The organism is Magnetospirillum sp. (genome assembly GCA_027532905.1).
Lineage (GTDB): Bacteria > Pseudomonadota > Alphaproteobacteria > CACIAM-22H2 > CACIAM-22H2 > Tagaea.
Genome location: JAPZUA010000001.1, coordinates 37,477 through 55,386, shown reverse-complemented (window position 1 = coordinate 55,386; position 17,910 = coordinate 37,477). Strand labels below are relative to the sequence as shown.

Genomic DNA, 17,910 nt, shown 5'->3' with positions numbered 1-17,910 from the left:
TATCCATGCCAGCATAGACCGAGTTGAGGGAGTTTTTCATGGTCGATTTGACGCTGCTGTCGGCGCAAGCGCTTGTCTCCGGCTACGCCAGCCGGGCCTTCTCGCCGGTCGAGGTGGCAACGGCCTGCCTTGCCAAGATCGAGCGGCTCAACCCCGTCTACAATGCGTTCTGCCTCGTCGATGCCGAGGCCGCGTTGGCGCAGGCGCGCGCGAGTGCGGCGCGTTGGCTTGCGGGCACGCAATACGGCCCCATCGACGGCGTGCCGACCTCGATCAAGGACCTCATCTGGGTCAAGGGTTGGCCGACCTTGCGCGGCTCGAAATTGCTTGTTGGCACGCCCGCAGCCGACGCCGATGCGCCCTCGGTCGAGCGCCTGCGCGCAGGTGGGGCGGTGTTTTTGGGTAAAACCACCACGCCGGAATTCGGCTGGAAAGGGATCGGCGATTCGCCGTTGACCGGCATCACCCGCAATCCGTGGGATCCGAGCAAGACGGCTGGCGGCTCCTCGGCGGGGGCGGCCGTTGCGGCTGCTTTGGGTATGGGGGCGCTGCATGTGGGCACAGATGGCGGCGGCTCGATCCGCATGCCGGCCGGCTTCTGCGGCATCTTTGGCATCAAGCCGACTTTCGGGCGCGTGCCGGCTTATCCCGCCTCGCCGGTCGGGTTGCTCGCGCATATCGGCCCCATGGCCCGCAGCGTCGACGATGCCGCGCTTATGTTGGAAGCCATGGCAGCGCGCGATTCGCGCGACGTCTATTCGCTGCCCAATGATCCGGGTTCGTGGACGGGCGAACGCGACAAAGGGATTAGGGGCCTGCGCATCGGTTTCAGCCCCACGCTCGGCGGCGCCAAAGTCGATGGCGAGATAGCCGCGGCGGTCGCGAAGGCTGCGGCTTTGTTGGCCGACCTTGGCGCATTCGTCGAATTGGCGGAGCCCAATCTGGGCGATCTGCGCGACGCGTTCTATCGGCTCTGGACGGGCGGCATTGCGCGCGCCTTGCAGGCCTACCCGCCCGAGCAGTGGGCCCACTGTGATCCGGGGTTGGTGGCTTCGACCAAGGCGGGGCTCGGCCTGTCGGCGTCAGACTATCTTGCCGCCGATGCAATGCGCGTGCGAGCGGGCGAGGCGATGGCGAAGTTCCACGAAACCTACGATCTGCTGCTCACACCGCAATTGCCGATCACGGCCTTTGCTGCGGGGCAGGATGTCGCCACGCCGGACCAGTCCTATTGGATCGACTGGACGCCGTTTACTTACCCTTTCAACATGACGCGTCAGCCTGCCGCCAGCGTGCCGCTCGGCCTGCATTCGAATGGACTGCCGATGGCGTTGCAATTGGTCGGGCGCCTCTACGAGGACCGCACCGTCCTGCGCGCCGCTTATGCGTTCGAACGCGCAAAACCTTGGCCCCTTCCGGCCTGAAAATCCCTCGAGAAAAAGGCGATCCCATGTCTGCCCCACTCGGACCGCAATTCCAGGCCGACGGTCTGGTCACGTTCCACAACAGCGACTTTCTCAACAGCCAGCGTTTCAAGGCGGCCTACAATTTCGGCATGATGGTCGGCAACGACCGCAGGCTCGATCTGCATATCGAATGGCGCGTATGGGTCGCCCTATGGGCGGCCGAGCAGGCTCTGTGCGCCGAGGGCGACTTCGTCGAATGCGGCGTGCATACCGGCATTCTTTCGGGCGCCATTGCCGTGTGGACCAACTGGCCCACGCAAACCGGGCGCACGATGTGGCTGCTCGACACGTTCGACGGCATGCCCGAGGACCAGCTGTCCGACGCCGAGAAAAAACTCGGCCTTGCAGACTACAATCAAACCTATCGCGGCATGGACGATCTCGCGCGCATCCGCCAGAAATTCGAACCCGTTGCGAACGTGAAGATCGTTCCCGGCCGCGTGCCCGATACGTTGGCGACGGTGACGGCCGAGAAAGTGGCGTATCTGTCGATCGACATGAATATGGCGCTGCCCGAGATCGCCGCCGTCACGCATTTCTGGCCGAAATTGTCGCCCGGCGGCGTGATTCTGCTCGACGACTACAACTGGCTGCCGCACGTGAACCAGAAGGCCGCATTCGATGCGTTTGCCAAAGCGCACGGCGTGCCGATCTTGGGACTCCCGACCGGCCAGGGCGTGATCGTCAAGCCGCACCGATAGCGATGCGGCTCAGCTGCGCATGAAACGCTGGTGCACAATGTCGAGAAACGCCGTCGCCATGCGTGCGCCGTCAAGTTTGGATTTGGCGGCAAGGCGTTTGGTTTCATTGGCGCGTAAGGCCGCTCTTTCCTCGACCGCATGGGCAAGGCGCACGGCCTCGGCAACAAAAGATTCGTCGCTGTCGTGCGCAATGCCCGCACGGCCGGTTGCCGCCTCGAGCCATCGGCCGATGCGGCCAAGGCTCGTCGCACCCACGCGGCTCAATGTGGGCATGCCCATATGTGCGGCCTCGAACAGGGTCGTACCGCCGGCGACCGGAAACGTGCCGAGCACCACGTCGATATTCTGGTAGCCCGCAAGATAGCGCGGCCAGCCGAAATGGTAGGCGAAGATCAGGCGCTCGGGCGCGATGCCGCATTCACGAAAACTGTTGCGGACGTGGTCGACTACATGCATCTCCAAAAGGTCGCCGTTGCCGAGATAGAGCTTTGCGTCCGGCATCGCGTGCAGGACCTTGGCCCACAAGGCGATGCAAGGCTGCGTAATTTTGTAGAGATGCGAGAGCGAGCCGAACGTCGTGTAGCCGTTGCGGAGCGAAGGCGGCGGCCCGGCCTCGGGCAATGCAAGACCATGTTCGACCCAGACTTCCGGCTCGAACACGTAAAGGTCGCCCGGCAAGCGTGCGACCTTGCCCGGAAACTCGGCATCGAGCGACAGCGGATAGATGCTGTCAGGCCCAATCGCAGCGTCGAAGCACGGATCGTGGCTAGGGCCCGACATGTTGAACCATGTCGCTTGCTTGGCGCCAGGGCGCCCGACGACGCAGGCCGGCAAATATGGCACCAAGGATTCGTCGAGATCGATCAGCAGATCGTAGTCGAGATCGGCAAGCGTCTGGTTCATGCGATGCCAAGCGTCGGGGGAATCGACGTTCGCGATCGTGATCTCTTCGATGTCGCGGATCGGCGTTTCGGCCGGCAAGGCCTTGCGCACGATCTCGAGATCGCCCGCGACGAGCGGCAGCAATTCGATCGACAGCGGCAGTTTCGCGGCTTCGCGCAGGAAAGGCAGCAGCAGGCTCATATAGTTGCGCATGCCGAACGACCCGCTGGCCATGCCGATGCGCGGTACAGCACTTGCGCGTCGCACCGCAGGCTGCACCAAGGGCTTCGGCAGATGCCGGCGCAGCACGGCCAGTTGGGCTTCTTTGGCGCGTGCAACGCTCGAATCCGTCGCGTGCTCGGAATAGAGCTCGATGATCAGGATGAGGCCGGCCACGCGCGTCGGCATATCGGCGCCGAATGAGAAGGTGCGCAGTGTGTCGAGCGCGCCGTCCGGATCGCCGAGGCACGACAGCGAAACGGCCGTGTGCAGGCAGGTCCACAGCTTCGTGTTTTCTTCGGTTGCGTGCGCCGCCACATAGCGCATCGTCCCAAGCCCTTCCGTATCGAGCAGCTTGTAGACGGTGCGCAAGATCGCATTCATCAGCTGCACGTCGTCGGGCCGCGCGCGAACGACGGCCAGCAGAGCATCGCGATGCGACAGCAAGCTCGCGGGATCGAAACCGCCGAGGGCCGCAAGCAGCGCGTCGCGAACGCTTGTGTCGCTTGGTGCTGCAACAAGCTGGCCCGCCAGATGGCGCAGGCCCGATAGGGCAGCGCGCAGGAAGCGCACGGTGGCCGTGGCGCACTCGCCGGGATTTTCCTGATAGAGCAGGTGGCCTGCCGTGGGGATACGCTGCACGGCCAAAGTATCGATCTGCAGTGCGCGTGCCTTCGTCTCGTCGTCGGGCGTGAAGAGCGCACCGGGCGACACCGCGCCGAGCCATGCAGCACGGCCGCCCGACATGATCAGGGTCGGTGCGTGCGTCGCGGCTGCCGCAAGCATTGGCCAATAGCCCTGCGCGTTGCCGTCGCCGAGCATCCCAGGCCCCTCGACATAGCCCGTGAAGAATTCGTCCATCGCAACCCCTGCGGTCCCGCGCCGCAGATAGTCGCGTGCAGATCTGAGGGAGGTCGCGGAGACCGGCGGGTCGAGATAGACGGCCGCACGCAAGCGGCTGTCGAGAGCGGGTGCGAGGGCCATCGCAACGATGGCGCCGATCGACTCGCCGAGCAGAATCGTCTCGCGTTCGCCCAGTACGCTGCGCAGCAGATCCGCCGCGCGTCCGGCAAACGAACCGATGCTGGCCGGTTCGTAGATCGGGCTCGCGCCGAAGCCGGGCATATCGACGATCAGAATGTCGTAGTCGTCGCACAGAAGGCGTGCTGCGGGCAGCAGCATCTGCGCCGGTCGGAACGAGCCTGGAATAACGACGAGGGCCGGTTTGCCGCGCCCGGCCTTGCTCGACACGAAAAGCCCGCCGGTGACGCGCCCGTCGACTTCGGCAATGACCGGCCGGATCCAAGCCCGACCGAAGGGCGTCGGTTGCACGGCCGCATTCGTCATCGCGTGTCCTGGGCAATCGGTTTTGCAGCGAATCGCATGGTTTACTGTAGGGGTCGCGCCCGTGTCCGAGCAAGCGCGTGCGCTGCAGCAACGCTTTGCTTTGATGTCGAAGCTGCAGGCACGCTAAGGTGAACGACAATGTCGAAATGTCTTGTTCGCCGGATCGATCAACGGCCCCTCGTTACGCGATGATCGTTTTGCAAGGTCGGCACGCCATTTTGGCGCTTGCGGCGACCCAAATCGTCGGCTGGGGATCGACCTACTTTCTGCCCGCAATGTTGGGCGCCCAGATGGCGCGCGATCTCGACATGTCGGTCAGCTTTGCGTTCGCCGGCGTCACCATCATGCTGGTCGTTGGCGCCTTTGTTGGTCCCGTCTACGGGCGATTCGCTGATCGGCACGGTCCGCATTCGCTGTTGATGGCTGGGTCACTATTGCTTGCGCTTGCTTTGTTCGGGCTCGGGCTGTCGACCGGTCCGATCGGGTATGCCGTCTGTTGGATGCTGTTGGGGCTTGCGATGCCGATGGCGTTGACGCCGATCCCGTTTGTGGCGGCGGCATGGTTGATCCCGGGTTCGGCGCGGCGGGCCGTTGGCGCCATGACGCTGCTCGGCGGCGGCACGACGGTCGTGTTCTTGCCGCTGATGGCGTGGCTCGAGCCGCAGATCGGTTGGCGCGCGATCTGCGTTCTGTTTGCGGCGTGCCAGATACTGCTGTGCTTGCCGCTCCACGCGATGATCGCACCGCAGCCGCCATCCGCAGACAGCGCGCCCAATGCGCCTGCGGCATCCGCCGGCATTCGCGCACCTGGCGCACGTCGGGCCGCCTTCTGGGCGATGGCGCTGTCGTTTTCCTGCATTGGGTTCGTCACCTGGGGGCTGCCGCTGCAACTGGTCGCGATCGGAACGGCCTACGGTTTGCCGCTGTCTTTGGCGGTGGCGGTCGGTGCTGTGCTTGGGCCTGCGCAGATGGCCTCGCGACTGCTCGATATTCTGTTTGGGCTGCGCTTTCCGATTCTCAAGATCGGTCTTTTCAGCCAAGCCTTGATCGCGGCAAGCTGCGCTTTGCCGTGGCTGGTCGGTGGGTCGTTCGTGATGCTGGCGGTAACGGTCGTGGGTTTCGGTCTGGGGGCGGGTGCGAACACCGTCGTGCGCATTATTGCCCCGCTCGTCGTGTTTGGCCGCGAAGGTTATGCGGGTCTGATGGGCCGCATGAATCTGCCGCTCAATCTGGTGTTTGCGACAGCCCCCTTCGTGCTGGCCGCGATTCTCGAAGCCGGCGGTCCGGTGGCACCATTGCTCCTGTGTGCCGCGTTGTCGCTGCTGTCGTTCGTGGGCTTAAGCATCGTCAAGCGCGTGGCCGACGGGCAGGCCGTCCAGTAGCGCTCCGAACCCGTCAGGCGCCGCAAATCACGCGGCGATCTTCGGCATCGAGTTCGACGCGCGTACCGTTGCGAATGAGCTCTGCGAAATCCTGGTTCGGCACCATGACCGTCAAAGTATAGAGCTTGCCGGGACCGGTATTCTCCACGACATGCTCGGCCCCCGGTCGAAGCAACATCGCGTCGCCCTTTTTGACGGGCTGCACCTTGGCTCCGCACAGGGCGCGCCCGGTTCCTTCGAGCACGAAAAACATTTCGTGTGCGCGACTGTGCGAATTGGGCGGCGTTTTGCCGCCGGGTGCAAAGATTTCGACGACGGCGACAAGATCGGCCCCTTCGCCCGCCGGATCGAAAATCAGCGCGAAATAGTTGCTGTCACCGGGCGCAATCCGATAGGCCGCGCAATCGGCAATGTTTTTGAAGACAAGTGGCGTCATCGTCCGAGCCCTTTGAGCAACGCCTTGCTCGGTGTCGTGAAGCCGAAACATTGGCGTACATTGTAGAGCGTCGCATCCCAGCAAAAGCCGGGGCTGGTCGTGGCACTGCAATCCTCGAGCATGACGCAATCGTAGCCGAGAAAATTGGCATCCTGCAGCGTGCACAAAACGCACTGGTCGGCATTGACGCCGCCGAACAGCAGCGTGTCGACGCGAAGATTGCGCAGAATGGAGTCGAGCGGCGTATCCCAAAAGCCCGACATGCGGAATTTGTCGATGCGTATGTCGCCGGTTTTTGGCGCAAGCTCATCGACGACGGCAGCGGCCCAGCTGTCCTTCTCGAGGACATTGGCCTTGCGTTTGGGCAGCCGGTCGCCGAGGCCGATTCCTTTGCCGGTCGGCTTGTAGACATGCTCGAGCGAGGGGCTGAGATTGAGCCGGTCGGGCCGATTGCCCCAATTGACCCAAACGACGGGTACAGCCGCGCGGCGCAAGCGCGGCAGCAACTTCGCCAAAGGTGCGATTGGTTTGCGCGCAGGTGCGACATCGACGCCGATATGCGCAAGCCAACCGTCGGGGTGGCAGAAATCGTTCTGCATGTCGATCACGATGATGGCGGTGCGCGCCAGATCGATCGTCAGTTTCTGCGGCATCGCATCGAAGGTCAGCGGCCGCGGCTTAACCGGCGGGCGGACGGTATCGACGGATCTGGCGTCGGCGCGCCAGAGATTTGCGGACGAAGTGCCAAGCGGATTGCGCGGTTTCATCGGTCTTTCCACTCCAACAGGGCGCGCGCGGCGATCGCCGCGTAGGCCAGAATGACGAACCGGTTCTCTTGCAAATAGGCCGCCAATTCGTCGCGCGACAGGCTTAGCAATTCCTGTTCCTCAAGGTCGCCCGAATTGGGTTCGACGACTTTGCGGCAACCCAATGCCATGTACATGTGGCATTTGGCGCCGCGCACATTTGCGCCGGTGAGGCCTGCCCCGAGCGATACAAAGCGTTCCGCCGCGTAGCCGGTTTCCTCGCGCAGTTCGCGCTGCGCCGCGGCCTCCGGCGTTTCGCCCGCATCGATGCCGCCGCCCGGAAAGCCCAGCACGATCGCGCCAGGGCCCTGGCGATAGCTGCGGATCATCAGCACGCGACCGTCTTCGAGGATGGGGAAGACCATCGAATAGTCGGGCAGCAGAATGCGATGGTAGCTCGGCACGATCTTGCCGTTCGGCAATTCGAGCGTTTCGTCGAGCACGCGTACCCAGGGCTCGGCCTTGTAGACCTCGCGCGAGGCCAGCGTTTTCCAGAGACGATCTTGGTCCATGGCGGGCCTCATGCGACGAGGGCGATCGACCACGGGCTCATCACGTCGGCCATGCCGGTGCGCGCGCCCGTCGATGGATCGAGCATCACGGCCGACGGGCAAGCATAGTTTGACGGCGAAATCGTGTGCTCGCTCGCGCGCAATTCGTAGCGCTCGGCAAGAGCGCGGCGCACGTCGAAGGCCAGCCTCGGATCGTAGTCGACATGCGGGTTGCCCGACACGTCGATGCGCGGCGTGTGGAACGCTTCTTCGAGCGTCATGCCGTGGTCGATCACAAATGACAGGATCTGCGCCACGGCCGGCAGGATGCGCCGCCCGCCTGACGCGCCGAGCGCAAACCAGGCGCGCCCGCCGCGCGATACGATCGTCGGGCACATGTTGGTGAGCGGCCGCTTTCCAGGGGCAAGCGAATTGGCGCGCCCCGGTCGCGGGTCGAACCACATGACGCCGTTGTTGAGCAAGATACCCGTGCGCGGCAGCACGAGGCGGCTCCCGAACGAGGAAAGCAGCGTCTGCGTGAGTGCCACCATATTGCCGGCACGGTCGACGACGTTGAGATGCGTGGTGCTCGTGACCGGCCCCGTTCCCGCAGGCGTATCTGCCAGCCGCTCGGCATAGGCTTGGCGCAAGGCCTCGGCATAGGCCACGAAGCTTGCCGCATCGGCGCCGAACGGGCGGAAGAGCTGCGGCGAGAGCAGGTCGAGCACGCGCGCCAGCGTCGGGCCCGCCGTACCGACAGGGCCTGCCGCGACCTCGGCGCTGCGATACGTGTACAAAGTGGGTTCGACGATGCGGGCGCGATAGCCCGCAAGATCGTCGCGCGTGAGGACGCCGCCCAAGCGCTGCAGATCGTCGGCGATGTCGGCCGCCAAGACGCCGTCGTAAAAATCGCGTGGGCCTTTGAGCTGCAGGCGCCGCAGCGTTGATGCCAATTCGCCCATCGGCAGGAAGGGCACATTCGTGCCGGTTTCGCGGCTGGGTGGCAAGCCGTCGTCGAGATAGATGTCGGCCGTGCTCGGATAGCGCGCGATCTCGGGTGCGGCATTGGCGATTTTGAGCGTGGTCCAGAAATCGACCGGCAGGCCGCGCTCAGCCAAGCGCACGGCCGGTTCGAGCGCTGTCTCCCACGGGATCGTGCCGAATTTTTCGAGGGCGAGCGCCAATCCGTCGACTTGGCCCGGGATCGCGACGGAGAGGGGCCCGTGGACATTGCGGTTGTCGAAGACTTCGGGCCAGCCGAACAAGTCGCCCGCTTTGCGTCCCGTCAGCGGGAAATGGGACGGATCGAGCCCGGCCGGTGCAAGCGGTCCGAAATCGACGATCTGGGTCTTGCCGGTCGCCGCGTCGCGGTACGAGAGATACCCGATACCGCCAAGACCGCTGTTCCACGGCTCGACTGCTGCCAACGCGAAGGCGGCCGATACGGCGGCGTCGACCGCGTTGCCGCCGTTCTGCAGCACTTGCGCACCCACCTCCATCGCCGCGCGCGCTTGGCCCGAGATCACGCCGCCGATTGCGGTTCCCGCCTGCGGTTTCTGGACAATAAAATTTTGTGTCGTATAGGGCCGGGGCGTCGCCATTGGATACTCCATCGACGGCAGAGCGAAAGACGGGGCAGCTTAACCTTTTGCGCTAGACGGGCAAGCCCGCGAGCACAGGGAAGAGACCGATCAAGCCGGCCGAAATGATCTGCACGGCGATGGCCGCCAGCAGCAACCCGAAAATGCGGTTGAGGATGTTGAGGCCGGTGCGGCCCAGTCGCTTGCCGATCGGATCGGCCAGGCGCAGCGTGCCCCAGACCGCCACGCAGACCAGCGCAATGCAGCCGATCACGAGGGCGAGATGCGCAAGCTCGGGCGAGCGCTTGGTTTCGATGATGGTCGAGGAAATCGAACCGGGTCCGACCAGCAGCGGAATCCCGATCGGCACGACGCCGAGCACGGACTTGCCGCCAGCCTCGTCGGCTTCTTCTTGCGTTTGCTGCACGGCCGAGACTTTGGCATTCAGCATCGACAGACTCATCGTGAACAGAACGATGCCGCCGCCGACGCGAAACGCGTCGAGGCTCGTCCCCATCACGCGCAACAAGAGATCGCCCGTGACGGCCGAAACGACGAGCACGGCAAACACGGTGGTGGCTGCCATGTCGGCCGTGCGCTTGCGAAACGCCTGGTCTTGGCCCGCCGTCAGCGCCAGGAACACCGGGATCGCCGCAAACGGCGTCAGGATGGCGAGCAGCGTTACGACGAAGCGCGAATAGACGGCGAATTCGGCCACGAGCCTTCAGCCCTTGTACGGGTGCGTCTTGATCCAGTGGCGCGCGATGTCCATGCGCCGGCAGACCCAAACGCGGTCGTGTTTGGCGATGTGATCCATGAAACGCTGCAGGGCACGCATGCGGCCGGGCCGGCCGATCAGCCGCAGATGCAGGCCGATCGACATCATCTTGGGCGTCTCGTCGCCCTCGGCGTAGAGCGTGTCGAATGCGTCGCGCGCATAGGCGAACCAATCGTCGCCGGTGTTGAAGCCTTGCGCCGTACCGAACTTCATGTCGTTGACGTCGAGCGTGTAGGGCACCACGAGATGGCCCTTGCCCGCGACATTCGTCCAGTAGGGCAGGTCGTCGTTGTAGGCGTCGCCGTCGTAGAGCATGCCGTGCTCGACCGCGAGGCGGCGCGTGTTGGGCGACAGGCGGCCGGTGTACCAGCCGACGGGGGCGGCACCCGTCGTCTTCTTGATCGCGTCGATCGCGAGTTTGAAGTGCTTGCGCTCCTCGGCGATCGGCATGTTCTGGTAGTCGATCCAGCGCCAGCCATGGCTTGCCACCTCGTGGCCGCCTTCGACCATGGCGCGTGCGGCGTCCGGATGGCGCAGCAGCGCCATGCCGACGGCCCACGACGTGAAGGGAAGTTGACGACGCTCGAATTCGCGCAGGATGCGCCAGAAACCCGCACGGCTGCCATATTCGTAAACGCTCTCGACCGACTCGTCGCGCTTGCGCGGGCGCGGCGTCAAGCCCACGACCTCGTGCAGAAAGACTTCCGATTCCTTGTCGCCGTGCAGAATCGTGCGTTCGCCGCCTTCCTCATAGTTCACGACGAACGAAACCGCGATGCGCGCCTTGTTGGGCCACGCCGCATGCGGCGGATTGCGCCCGTAGCCGACGAGATCGCGGTCGTAGACGGGGGTGCGCGCTTTAGGCTTGGCTTTTGGCATCGTCGTCCGGCTCCGCGGCGTGGGGAATGGTCAGAAGTTTGACGAAATTGAGCAGCATCGTGTCTTGCCCGCGCGCGGCGAGGAAGGAGATGCCGACGGGCGCATCGTCGGCAAAGCCAGCGGGCAGCGAGATTTGCGGCAAGCCCACGAGTCCGGCAATGCAGGTGAGCAGCAGAGTGCGCTGGCGCACCCGATCGAACGTCGCTTCGTCGGCGTCGCGCAAAGGGGCGGGCGTTGCGGCCGTGGGCATGCACAGAATAGTGCCCGGTGCGAGCAGCGCATCCATGTGCGTGCAGATTTCCGCACGCCGCTTCTGGTGGGCGGCAACGGTCGCAGCGTCTATCGATTTTGCGAATTTGAAGCGGGCGGCGACGTCGGGTGCCAGGCGCGGTTCGACTTGTTCGATCCACTCGCCATGGCACGCCCAAGCTTCCGCACCCGACAGCATGCGGAACGTGTCCGACCACGCGGACAGGTCCGCGCCCGCGACGTCGATGTCGGCCGTCTCTTCGAAGAACGACTTTGCCCGTCCGATCCAGGGCAATAGAGCCGCATGCACGGCTGGATCGATGAGGCGCATGGTGTCGCTTGCCACAAGCAGACGTGTGGGCTCGGGCGGGGGCGTTTTGGCATCGAGCAGGGCGCGGCCGACGCGCTCGAGCAGATCGGCGTCGCGCGCGAACCAGCCGACCGTGTCGAAGCTGGGTGCAAGCGGCACCACGCCTTCGATAGGGATTGCCCCGTGCGTGGGCCGCACGCCGAAGAGGCCGCAATAGCTCGCCGGCACGCGGACCGAGCCGCCCGTGTCGGTACCCAGTGCGAAGTCGCAAGCACGCCCGGCAACGGCCGACGCGGAACCCGACGACGAACCGCCGGGCACGCGCTCGGGGGCGGCCGGATTGAGCGGCGTGCCGTAGTGCGCGTTGCGTCCGGTGAGGCCGTAGGCGATCTCGTCCATCGTTGTTTTGCCGAGCAACGTGGCGCCGGCATCGATCAGCAGCTGCAGGGCGGGTGCGCTGCGCGTGGCCTTGTTGTGGGTCTGCAGCCAGGTTGGATTGCCGGCACCCGTGCGCTTGCCGGCGACGTCGAAATTGTCTTTGGCCGAAAACACGGTGCCGCGCAGCCGCCCGTCTTCGACGCCAAGGATGTGGACGCGTTCGTGGCGGGTATAGGCGTCGAGATTCATTGCTGGGCCGCGCGTTGTGCATTGCGATGTTGCAGATAGGCGCGCCAGCCGCGATGCGCGGTGATGTCCTCCGCGTCGGCCAGGGCGCCCGGCTCGCACACAAAACCCTTGCACCATGTGCCGTCGTCGAGCTCGAGCGTGCCGATCGCCATCGGCGCCGGTACCTCGGCCACGAAGCTGCCGAACGCAGCCAGCGACATTTCCCAGATCTCGAGGGCGATGGCTTCGCCCGCGCGATCGACGCGCACCAAACCGGGCTTGGGCGGGGTTGTGTTGGCAAGGGAGTAGAGCCGATAGCTCTTTGCGGTCGCAGCAACGCGCACGAGTTTGGCGCTGCGATGCGTAAGCTGGCTGTTGAGCGGCATGCCCGTCAGATGCGCGCCGACGACCGCGAGCCGTACGGTTTCGCCAGCGTCTTTCGCAGGTGCGGCGGCCTCTACTGCGGGCTGCGGCACGCCGGTCGCCCCCATCGGCAGGCCCGTGTCGCGATGGAAGGCCGCACCAAGGGCTGCAAGCTTGCCGTCGGCGAAGGCGGGACCGATCAGCGTGACGCCGCTTGGCAAGCCGTCGGCGCGCATGGCGGCCGGAACGGCGAGTGCCGACATGTCGAGCAGATTGACGAAATTTGTGTAGTAGCCAAGCTCGGTATTGTGGCGCACCGGCTCTGCCGCAAGCTGCTCGAGCGTGAAGATCGTCCCGCTTGTCGGTACGGCGATCACGTCGAAATCCCGCCACAGAGCTGCAGCTCGACGCTTCAGCGCTTCAAGACGGTAGAGTGCTTTGAATGTTGCCACAGCGTCGAAGCGGGTGGCATTGGCAATCACGGCGCGCGTAGTCGGATGCAGGGCTTCCGGCTTTTCGCGCATGTAGGATTCGATCGCGGCATAACGTTCGGCGACCCAAGGACCGTCGTACAGCAGGGAGGCCGTTTCTTTGAGTGCCGAAAAATCGAACGGAACTTCGATGCCGCCGAGTTTTTTGAGCCGCGCGCACGCGTCGGCAAAGACCGCTTTGGCTTGCGCGTCGCCGAAAAACGCGAGAGCCGCGCCCTGCGGCACGCCGAAGCGAAACGCCGCAGGTGCTTTTTGCCGGTCGAGCACGGAAGGTGCCGCCGCCTCGCGCGAATAGGGATCTTCGGCATCGAAGGCGGCGGCGACTTGGCCTGCAATACGCGCATCTTCGACCGTGAGGGCGAAAATCGAAATGACGTCGAGCGTGCGACAGGCGGGCACGAGGCCGCGCGTGGAGAATAGCCCCTTCGTCGGCTTCAAGCCGACAAGGTTGTTGAATCCGGCCGGAACGCGGCCCGAGCCCGCCGTGTCCGTGCCGAGCGCAAACGACACGAGGCCCGCCGCGACTGCCACAGCCGAACCCGACGACGAGCCCCCCGGAATATAACGCTTGTCGAACGGATTTTCCGGCACGCCATAGGGCGAGCGCACGCCGACAAGGCCTGTCGCGAACTGGTCGAGGTTAGTCTTGCCGATCGCGATCGCGCCCGCCGAAACCAGTTTCGCGACGACGACAGCGGATTCGGCCGGCACGTAGCTGAAGTCCGGGCAGGCTGCCGTCGTCGGAGCGCCCGCCAAGTCGATATTGTCCTTGATCGCAAACGGAATGCCCCAGAGCGGTGCATCGCGCGGGATATGCTTGAGCGCTGCTGCTGCGGCCAGCGCTTGCGCGCGCGGCACGAGATGGATCCATGTCTTGTCGCCGGTGCGTGCCGCGATCCGGTCGTAGATTTCGCCGATCACCTCTTGCGGCGTGCGGCCGGCCGCATAGGCCGCGCGCAGACTGGCAATGTCGAGACTGAGAGTCATGAAAACCTGCGTGGGACAAAGCGCCCGCGACTCGAAGCCAATTCGGCCCAGGCCCGGACATTGCAACGATAACAAAAGTAGCGAATGCGAGGCCAAATTTCTACGTCGGCCTTGTCCCGACGATTGACAGGGAAGGGGCCGACGAGGCTCTAATCTTGCACAAATCTGGCGATCCGGAGTGGGTGCGATGGCAGGACGTTTTTTGGCGGCAATGGCGGTGCTTTTCGGCCTGGCGGGCGGTCCGGCGCAAGCGCAAGCCGTACTCAATATCTACAATTGGAACGACTACGTTTCGCCGCAGGCGATCGAGCGTTTCCAGCGCGAGACCGGCATACGCGTGCGCTACGACACCTACGATTCGAACGAGACGCTCGACGCCAAACTGCGCGCGGGCCGCTCGGGCTACGATCTCGTCGTGCCAACCGCTTCGCCGTTTCTGGCGCAGCAGCTGCCCGCACGGCTCTATCGCGAATTCGACCGCGCGAAGCTGCCGAATTTCGCCAATCTCGATCCGCAGGTGATGCGCGAACTCGAGCGCGCCGATCCCGGCAATCGCTTCGCTGTGCCGCACATGTCGAGCATGACCGGCATCGGCTACAACGCCGAACGGGTTGCGCGCATTATGGCCGATGCGCCGGTCTTCTCGCTGCGAATGATTTTCGATCCGGACGTTGCGCGCCGGTTCCAAGCCTGCGGCATCGTGGTGTTGGATTCGCCGACGGACGTGTTCCCGGCGGCCCTTGCGTATCTCGGCCTGCCGCCGGACTCCAAGGAGCCCGAACATCTGACGCGCGCGACCGAAGCGTTGATGCGCATTCGCCCGTTCGTGCGCAAATGGCACGGGTCGGAATACATCAACGATCTCGCCAACGGCGACGCGTGCTTGGCTTTCGGCTATTCGGGCGACATCAAGCAGGCAGCCGCAAGAGCCGCCGAAAGCAAGCGCGCCAATGTGCGGATCGAGTTCGCAGTGCCGCAGGAGGGCGCATTGCTGTCGCACGACGTATGGGCGATCCCGGCCGATGCGCGCAATGTCGATGCAGCGCATCGTTTCGTCGATTTCATGCTGCGCCCGGAGATCGCCGCCCTCAACAGCGACGCGGTTGGCTACCCGACGGCCGTGCCGGCGGCGCGCGCCTTGGTACGGCCGGACTTGCGCGACGATCCGACCGTGTTCGTTCCGCCCGAAATCCGCGCAAAACTCTACACCGTCACGCCTGCAGCCCGCGACTACGAGCGGCTGCGCACGCGCGCTTGGACGCGCGTGACGACGGGGCGGTAGGGCCTGCGTTCGTGATCCGGCTCGAAGGCATCGCCAAGCGCTACGGGACGGTTTCGGCGGTCGCCGGAATCGACCTTGAGATCGCGGCCGGCGAGATATTCTGCCTGCTCGGCCCCTCGGGTTGCGGCAAGACGAGCTTGCTGCGCTGCATCGGCGGATTCGAGCAGCCCGATGCGGGCCGCATCTGGCTCGACGGCGTGGAAGTGACGGCGATGCCCGCATGGGAGCGCCCCGTCAACACGGTATTCCAAAACTACGCATTGTTTCCGCACTTGACCGTCGCGGCCAATGTCGGGTTCGGGCTCGAAACATTGCCGATGGACAAGCGCGCGCGCGCCAAGCGTGTCGATGAGATGCTCGAGCTTGTGCGCCTTGGCGGGTTCGCAGCGCGAAAGCCTGCGGCCCTTTCCGGCGGCCAGCGCCAGCGCGTGGCGATCGCGCGCGCACTTGCGCGACATCCCAAAGTGCTGCTCCTCGACGAACCCCTGTCGGCGCTCGACGCCAAACTGCGCGAAGAAACGCGGCTCGAGCTTGTCGAGCTTCAGGCGCGTTTGGGCATCGCGTTCGTCTTCGTCACCCACGACCAGGACGAGGCGATGGCGATCTCCGACCGGATCGGCGTGATGGAGGCCGGCCGCATCGTGCAGATCGCAGCTCCAAGCGAGCTCTACGAACGCCCGGCGACGCGATTCGTGGCCGAGTTTGTCGGGCGCATAAACCTGTTTGCGGGGCCGGGCGGGCACGGCTTCACGGCCGTGCGGCCGGAGCGCATGGCGCTGGGTCACGGCCCGCATAGGGGCCGCGTGCGCGAATGCGCCTATCTCGGCGAGCGGCGCTTGGTGTTTCTCGACAGTGCGCTCGGCCGCGTGATCGTGAGCCAACCCGGCCAAGCGCCGGTGCCCGACAACGGTGTCGAGGTCGCGTTCGGTTGGCCGCCCGACGCCGAGCGCTATCTGCCGCAATGAACCGCGCCGTTTTCATCGTTCCGGTCTACGCATGGCTTCTGGCGGCGATCGCAATGCCGTTTGCGCTGATCGTGGCGATCGGTTTCGGCGAGGCCACGCAAGGGGCCCCGCCGTTCGAGTGGGGCTTTTCGCTTGCCAGTTATCGCCTGCTTCTCTCGGACGATCTCTATTGGGGCGCGCTTGCCAATGCCGCGCGCATCGCCGGCACTTCGACCTTGATATGCCTTTTGGTCGGCTATCCGATGGCTTTGGCGATCGTGCGTGCGCGCCCGCAGCACCGCGCTTTGCTGCTGTTCCTCGTCATGCTGCCGTTCTGGACGTCGTTTCTGATCCGCGTCTATGCGTGGATGGGGTTGCTGCGCCCGACCGGCCTCGTCAATACGGTTCTGGCCGAATTCGGGCTGATCGAGGCGCCGCTGCAATTGATCGCCAACGAGTTTGCGGTGCACCTTGGCATCGTCTACGCCTATCTGCCGTTTATGGTCCTGCCGCTCTACGCCACGCTCGAGAAACTCGATGCAAGCTTGCTCGAGGCGGCCCACGATCTCGGGGCAGGGCCTCGGCGCGCCTTTTGGCGCGTGACGTTTCCGCTGTCGCTGCCGGGTGTGGCGGCAGGGGCGCTGCTAGTGTTTATCCCTGCGAGCGGCGAATTCGTTATCCCCGATCTGCTTGGCGGGCCGGACTCTCCGATGATCGGCCGTGTTCTGTGGTTCGAGTTTTTCCAGAACCGCGATTGGCCGATGGCCTGCGCGTTGGCGACGACGCTTGCGGCTTTGCTGGCCGTGCCGTTGCTGCTGTTCGACCGGCTGCGTTCGGCCACGCGATGATGCGCCGTCCGACCGCCGCGACGCTTCCGACGATGCTCGCAGCGGGTTTTGCGTTTCTGTATTTGCCGATCGTTATCATGGCGGCGTTCAGCTTCAACGAGAGCCGCTTGGTCACGGTTTGGGCGGGCTTCTCGACTAAATGGTACGGCGAATTGTTCGGCAATGTCCGCATGCTCGAAGCGGCCGGCCTCAGTTTCGCCGTTGCGGCCGCGTCGGCGAGTCTCGCGGCGACGATCGGCACCTTGGCGGGCTACGTTCTTGGCCGCCTCGGTCGTTTCCCCGGCCGCGCCTTGTTTGCCTTGCTGCTGCTTGCCCCCATGGTGTTGCCCGAAGTCATACTGGGATTGGCGATGCTGATGGCGTTTGCCACGCTCGACAGTCTGGTCGGGTGGCCCGCCGAACGCGGTTTCCTTGTGATCGCCTTTGCCCATGCGTGCTACGGCTCGGCATTCGTGGCCGTCATCGTCGAAGCACGGCTGCGCGGCATCGATCCCGCCCTCGAGGAGGCGGCGCGCGATTTGGGTGCAAAACCGTGGCGCGCATTTGTTCGCGTGACGCTGCCGCTGCTGGCGCCGGCCGTCGCGGCGGGCTGGCTGCTTGCATTCACGCTCTCGCTCGACGATCTGGTGGTCGCGAGTTTCGTTTCGGGCCCAGGCGCGACGACGTTGCCGATGCTGATCTATGCGAGCGTGCGTCTTGGTCTGTCGCCGCAGATTAACGCGCTGGCGACCCTCATGATCGTGTGCATTGCGTGTGTGGCGTGGTCGGCAAGCCGCATCGGGACGACGCGCGTGAAATTGTAACCCGAAAGTCTTGCAGCTTATCCACAGGCACATGCCTTTCGCGCCTCTGGAATCATTCAG

16 protein-coding genes are annotated in these 17,910 nt (G+C 64.7%); 7 read left to right on the top strand and 9 right to left on the bottom strand.

Going from position 1 to position 17,910, the window contains the following annotated elements; all coding sequences use genetic code 11:
• Nucleotides 1-38 precede the first annotated feature (38 nt).
• Together O9320_00275 and O9320_00270 are read left to right on the top strand one after the other, a co-directional pair.
• Nucleotides 39-1,424, top strand: coding sequence for an amidase (locus tag O9320_00275; protein MCZ8309256.1), 1,386 nt, complete (start codon nt 39-41; stop codon nt 1,422-1,424).
• A gap of 26 nt (nt 1,425-1,450) precedes the next feature.
• The gene (locus O9320_00270; protein ID MCZ8309255.1) at nt 1,451-2,167 is read left to right on the top strand and encodes a class I SAM-dependent methyltransferase; all 717 of its coding nucleotides are present in this window, start codon (nt 1,451-1,453) and stop codon (nt 2,165-2,167) included.
• A 9-nt stretch (nt 2,168-2,176) separates the two neighbouring features.
• On the opposite strand, the gene O9320_00265 is transcribed toward O9320_00270, so the two are convergent.
• The gene (locus O9320_00265) at nt 2,177-4,600 is read right to left on the bottom strand and encodes an alpha/beta fold hydrolase (protein MCZ8309254.1); all 2,424 of its coding nucleotides are present in this window, start codon (nt 4,598-4,600) and stop codon (nt 2,177-2,179) included.
• A gap of 203 nt (nt 4,601-4,803) precedes the next feature.
• On the opposite strand from O9320_00265, the gene O9320_00260 reads away from it, so the two are divergent.
• The gene (locus tag O9320_00260) at nt 4,804-5,997 is read left to right on the top strand and encodes an MFS transporter (GenBank protein MCZ8309253.1); all 1,194 of its coding nucleotides are present in this window, start codon (nt 4,804-4,806) and stop codon (nt 5,995-5,997) included.
• Between the two features lie 13 nt (nt 5,998-6,010).
• Here O9320_00260 and O9320_00255 read toward each other — a convergent pair whose 3' ends face one another.
• Genes O9320_00255 through atzF form a run of 8 tightly spaced genes read right to left on the bottom strand, consistent with a single transcriptional unit; the run spans nt 6,011 to nt 13,973 of the window.
• Nucleotides 6,011-6,433: a cupin domain-containing protein gene (locus O9320_00255; protein MCZ8309252.1), complete on the bottom strand. Its 423-nt coding sequence runs from the start codon at nt 6,431-6,433 to the stop codon at nt 6,011-6,013.
• Complete coding sequence (locus O9320_00250) at nt 6,430-7,200, bottom strand: cysteine hydrolase family protein (protein MCZ8309251.1); 771 nt, start codon at nt 7,198-7,200, stop codon at nt 6,430-6,432. The genes O9320_00255 and O9320_00250 overlap by 4 nt, the downstream gene beginning before the upstream one ends.
• Nucleotides 7,197-7,751 (bottom strand): NUDIX hydrolase, encoded by a 555-nt coding sequence (locus O9320_00245; GenBank protein ID MCZ8309250.1) that lies wholly within the window; start codon nt 7,749-7,751, stop codon nt 7,197-7,199. Before O9320_00245 ends, O9320_00250 begins: the two co-directional genes overlap by 4 nt.
• Before the next feature lie 8 nt (nt 7,752-7,759).
• Entirely contained in the window at nt 7,760-9,331 is a 1,572-nt protein-coding gene (locus tag O9320_00240; GenBank protein ID MCZ8309249.1) for a gamma-glutamyltransferase, read from the bottom strand.
• 52 nt (nt 9,332-9,383) lie between these two features.
• Nucleotides 9,384-10,028: an NAAT family transporter gene (locus tag O9320_00235; protein ID MCZ8309248.1), complete on the bottom strand. Its 645-nt coding sequence runs from the start codon at nt 10,026-10,028 to the stop codon at nt 9,384-9,386.
• A 6-nt stretch (nt 10,029-10,034) separates the two neighbouring features.
• Nucleotides 10,035-10,967, bottom strand: a complete 933-nt coding sequence (gene puuE, locus O9320_00230; protein ID MCZ8309247.1) for an allantoinase PuuE — start codon at nt 10,965-10,967, stop codon at nt 10,035-10,037.
• Entirely contained in the window at nt 10,948-12,153 is a 1,206-nt protein-coding gene (locus O9320_00225; protein MCZ8309246.1) for an amidase, read from the bottom strand. Before O9320_00225 ends, puuE begins: the two co-directional genes overlap by 20 nt.
• Entirely contained in the window at nt 12,150-13,973 is a 1,824-nt protein-coding gene (gene atzF, locus O9320_00220; protein ID MCZ8309245.1) for an allophanate hydrolase, read from the bottom strand. Before atzF ends, O9320_00225 begins: the two co-directional genes overlap by 4 nt.
• Before the next feature lie 187 nt (nt 13,974-14,160).
• Here atzF and O9320_00215 point away from each other — a divergent pair, with 187 nt between their 5' ends.
• The 4 genes from O9320_00215 to O9320_00200 are packed head-to-tail and all read left to right on the top strand — an operon-like array spanning nt 14,161 to nt 17,850.
• Nucleotides 14,161-15,255, top strand: coding sequence for a polyamine ABC transporter substrate-binding protein (locus O9320_00215; GenBank protein MCZ8309244.1), 1,095 nt, complete (start codon nt 14,161-14,163; stop codon nt 15,253-15,255).
• The gene (locus tag O9320_00210) at nt 15,228-16,220 is read left to right on the top strand and encodes an ABC transporter ATP-binding protein (GenBank protein ID MCZ8309243.1); all 993 of its coding nucleotides are present in this window, start codon (nt 15,228-15,230) and stop codon (nt 16,218-16,220) included. The genes O9320_00215 and O9320_00210 overlap by 28 nt, the downstream gene beginning before the upstream one ends.
• A complete protein-coding gene (locus O9320_00205; GenBank protein MCZ8309242.1) occupies nt 16,217-17,047 on the top strand; it encodes an ABC transporter permease in 831 nt (276 codons plus the stop codon). The genes O9320_00210 and O9320_00205 overlap by 4 nt, the downstream gene beginning before the upstream one ends.
• Nucleotides 17,044-17,850: an ABC transporter permease subunit gene (locus O9320_00200; protein MCZ8309241.1), complete on the top strand. Its 807-nt coding sequence runs from the start codon at nt 17,044-17,046 to the stop codon at nt 17,848-17,850. Before O9320_00205 ends, O9320_00200 begins: the two co-directional genes overlap by 4 nt.
• The last annotated feature ends 60 nt before the right edge of the window (nt 17,851-17,910 follow it).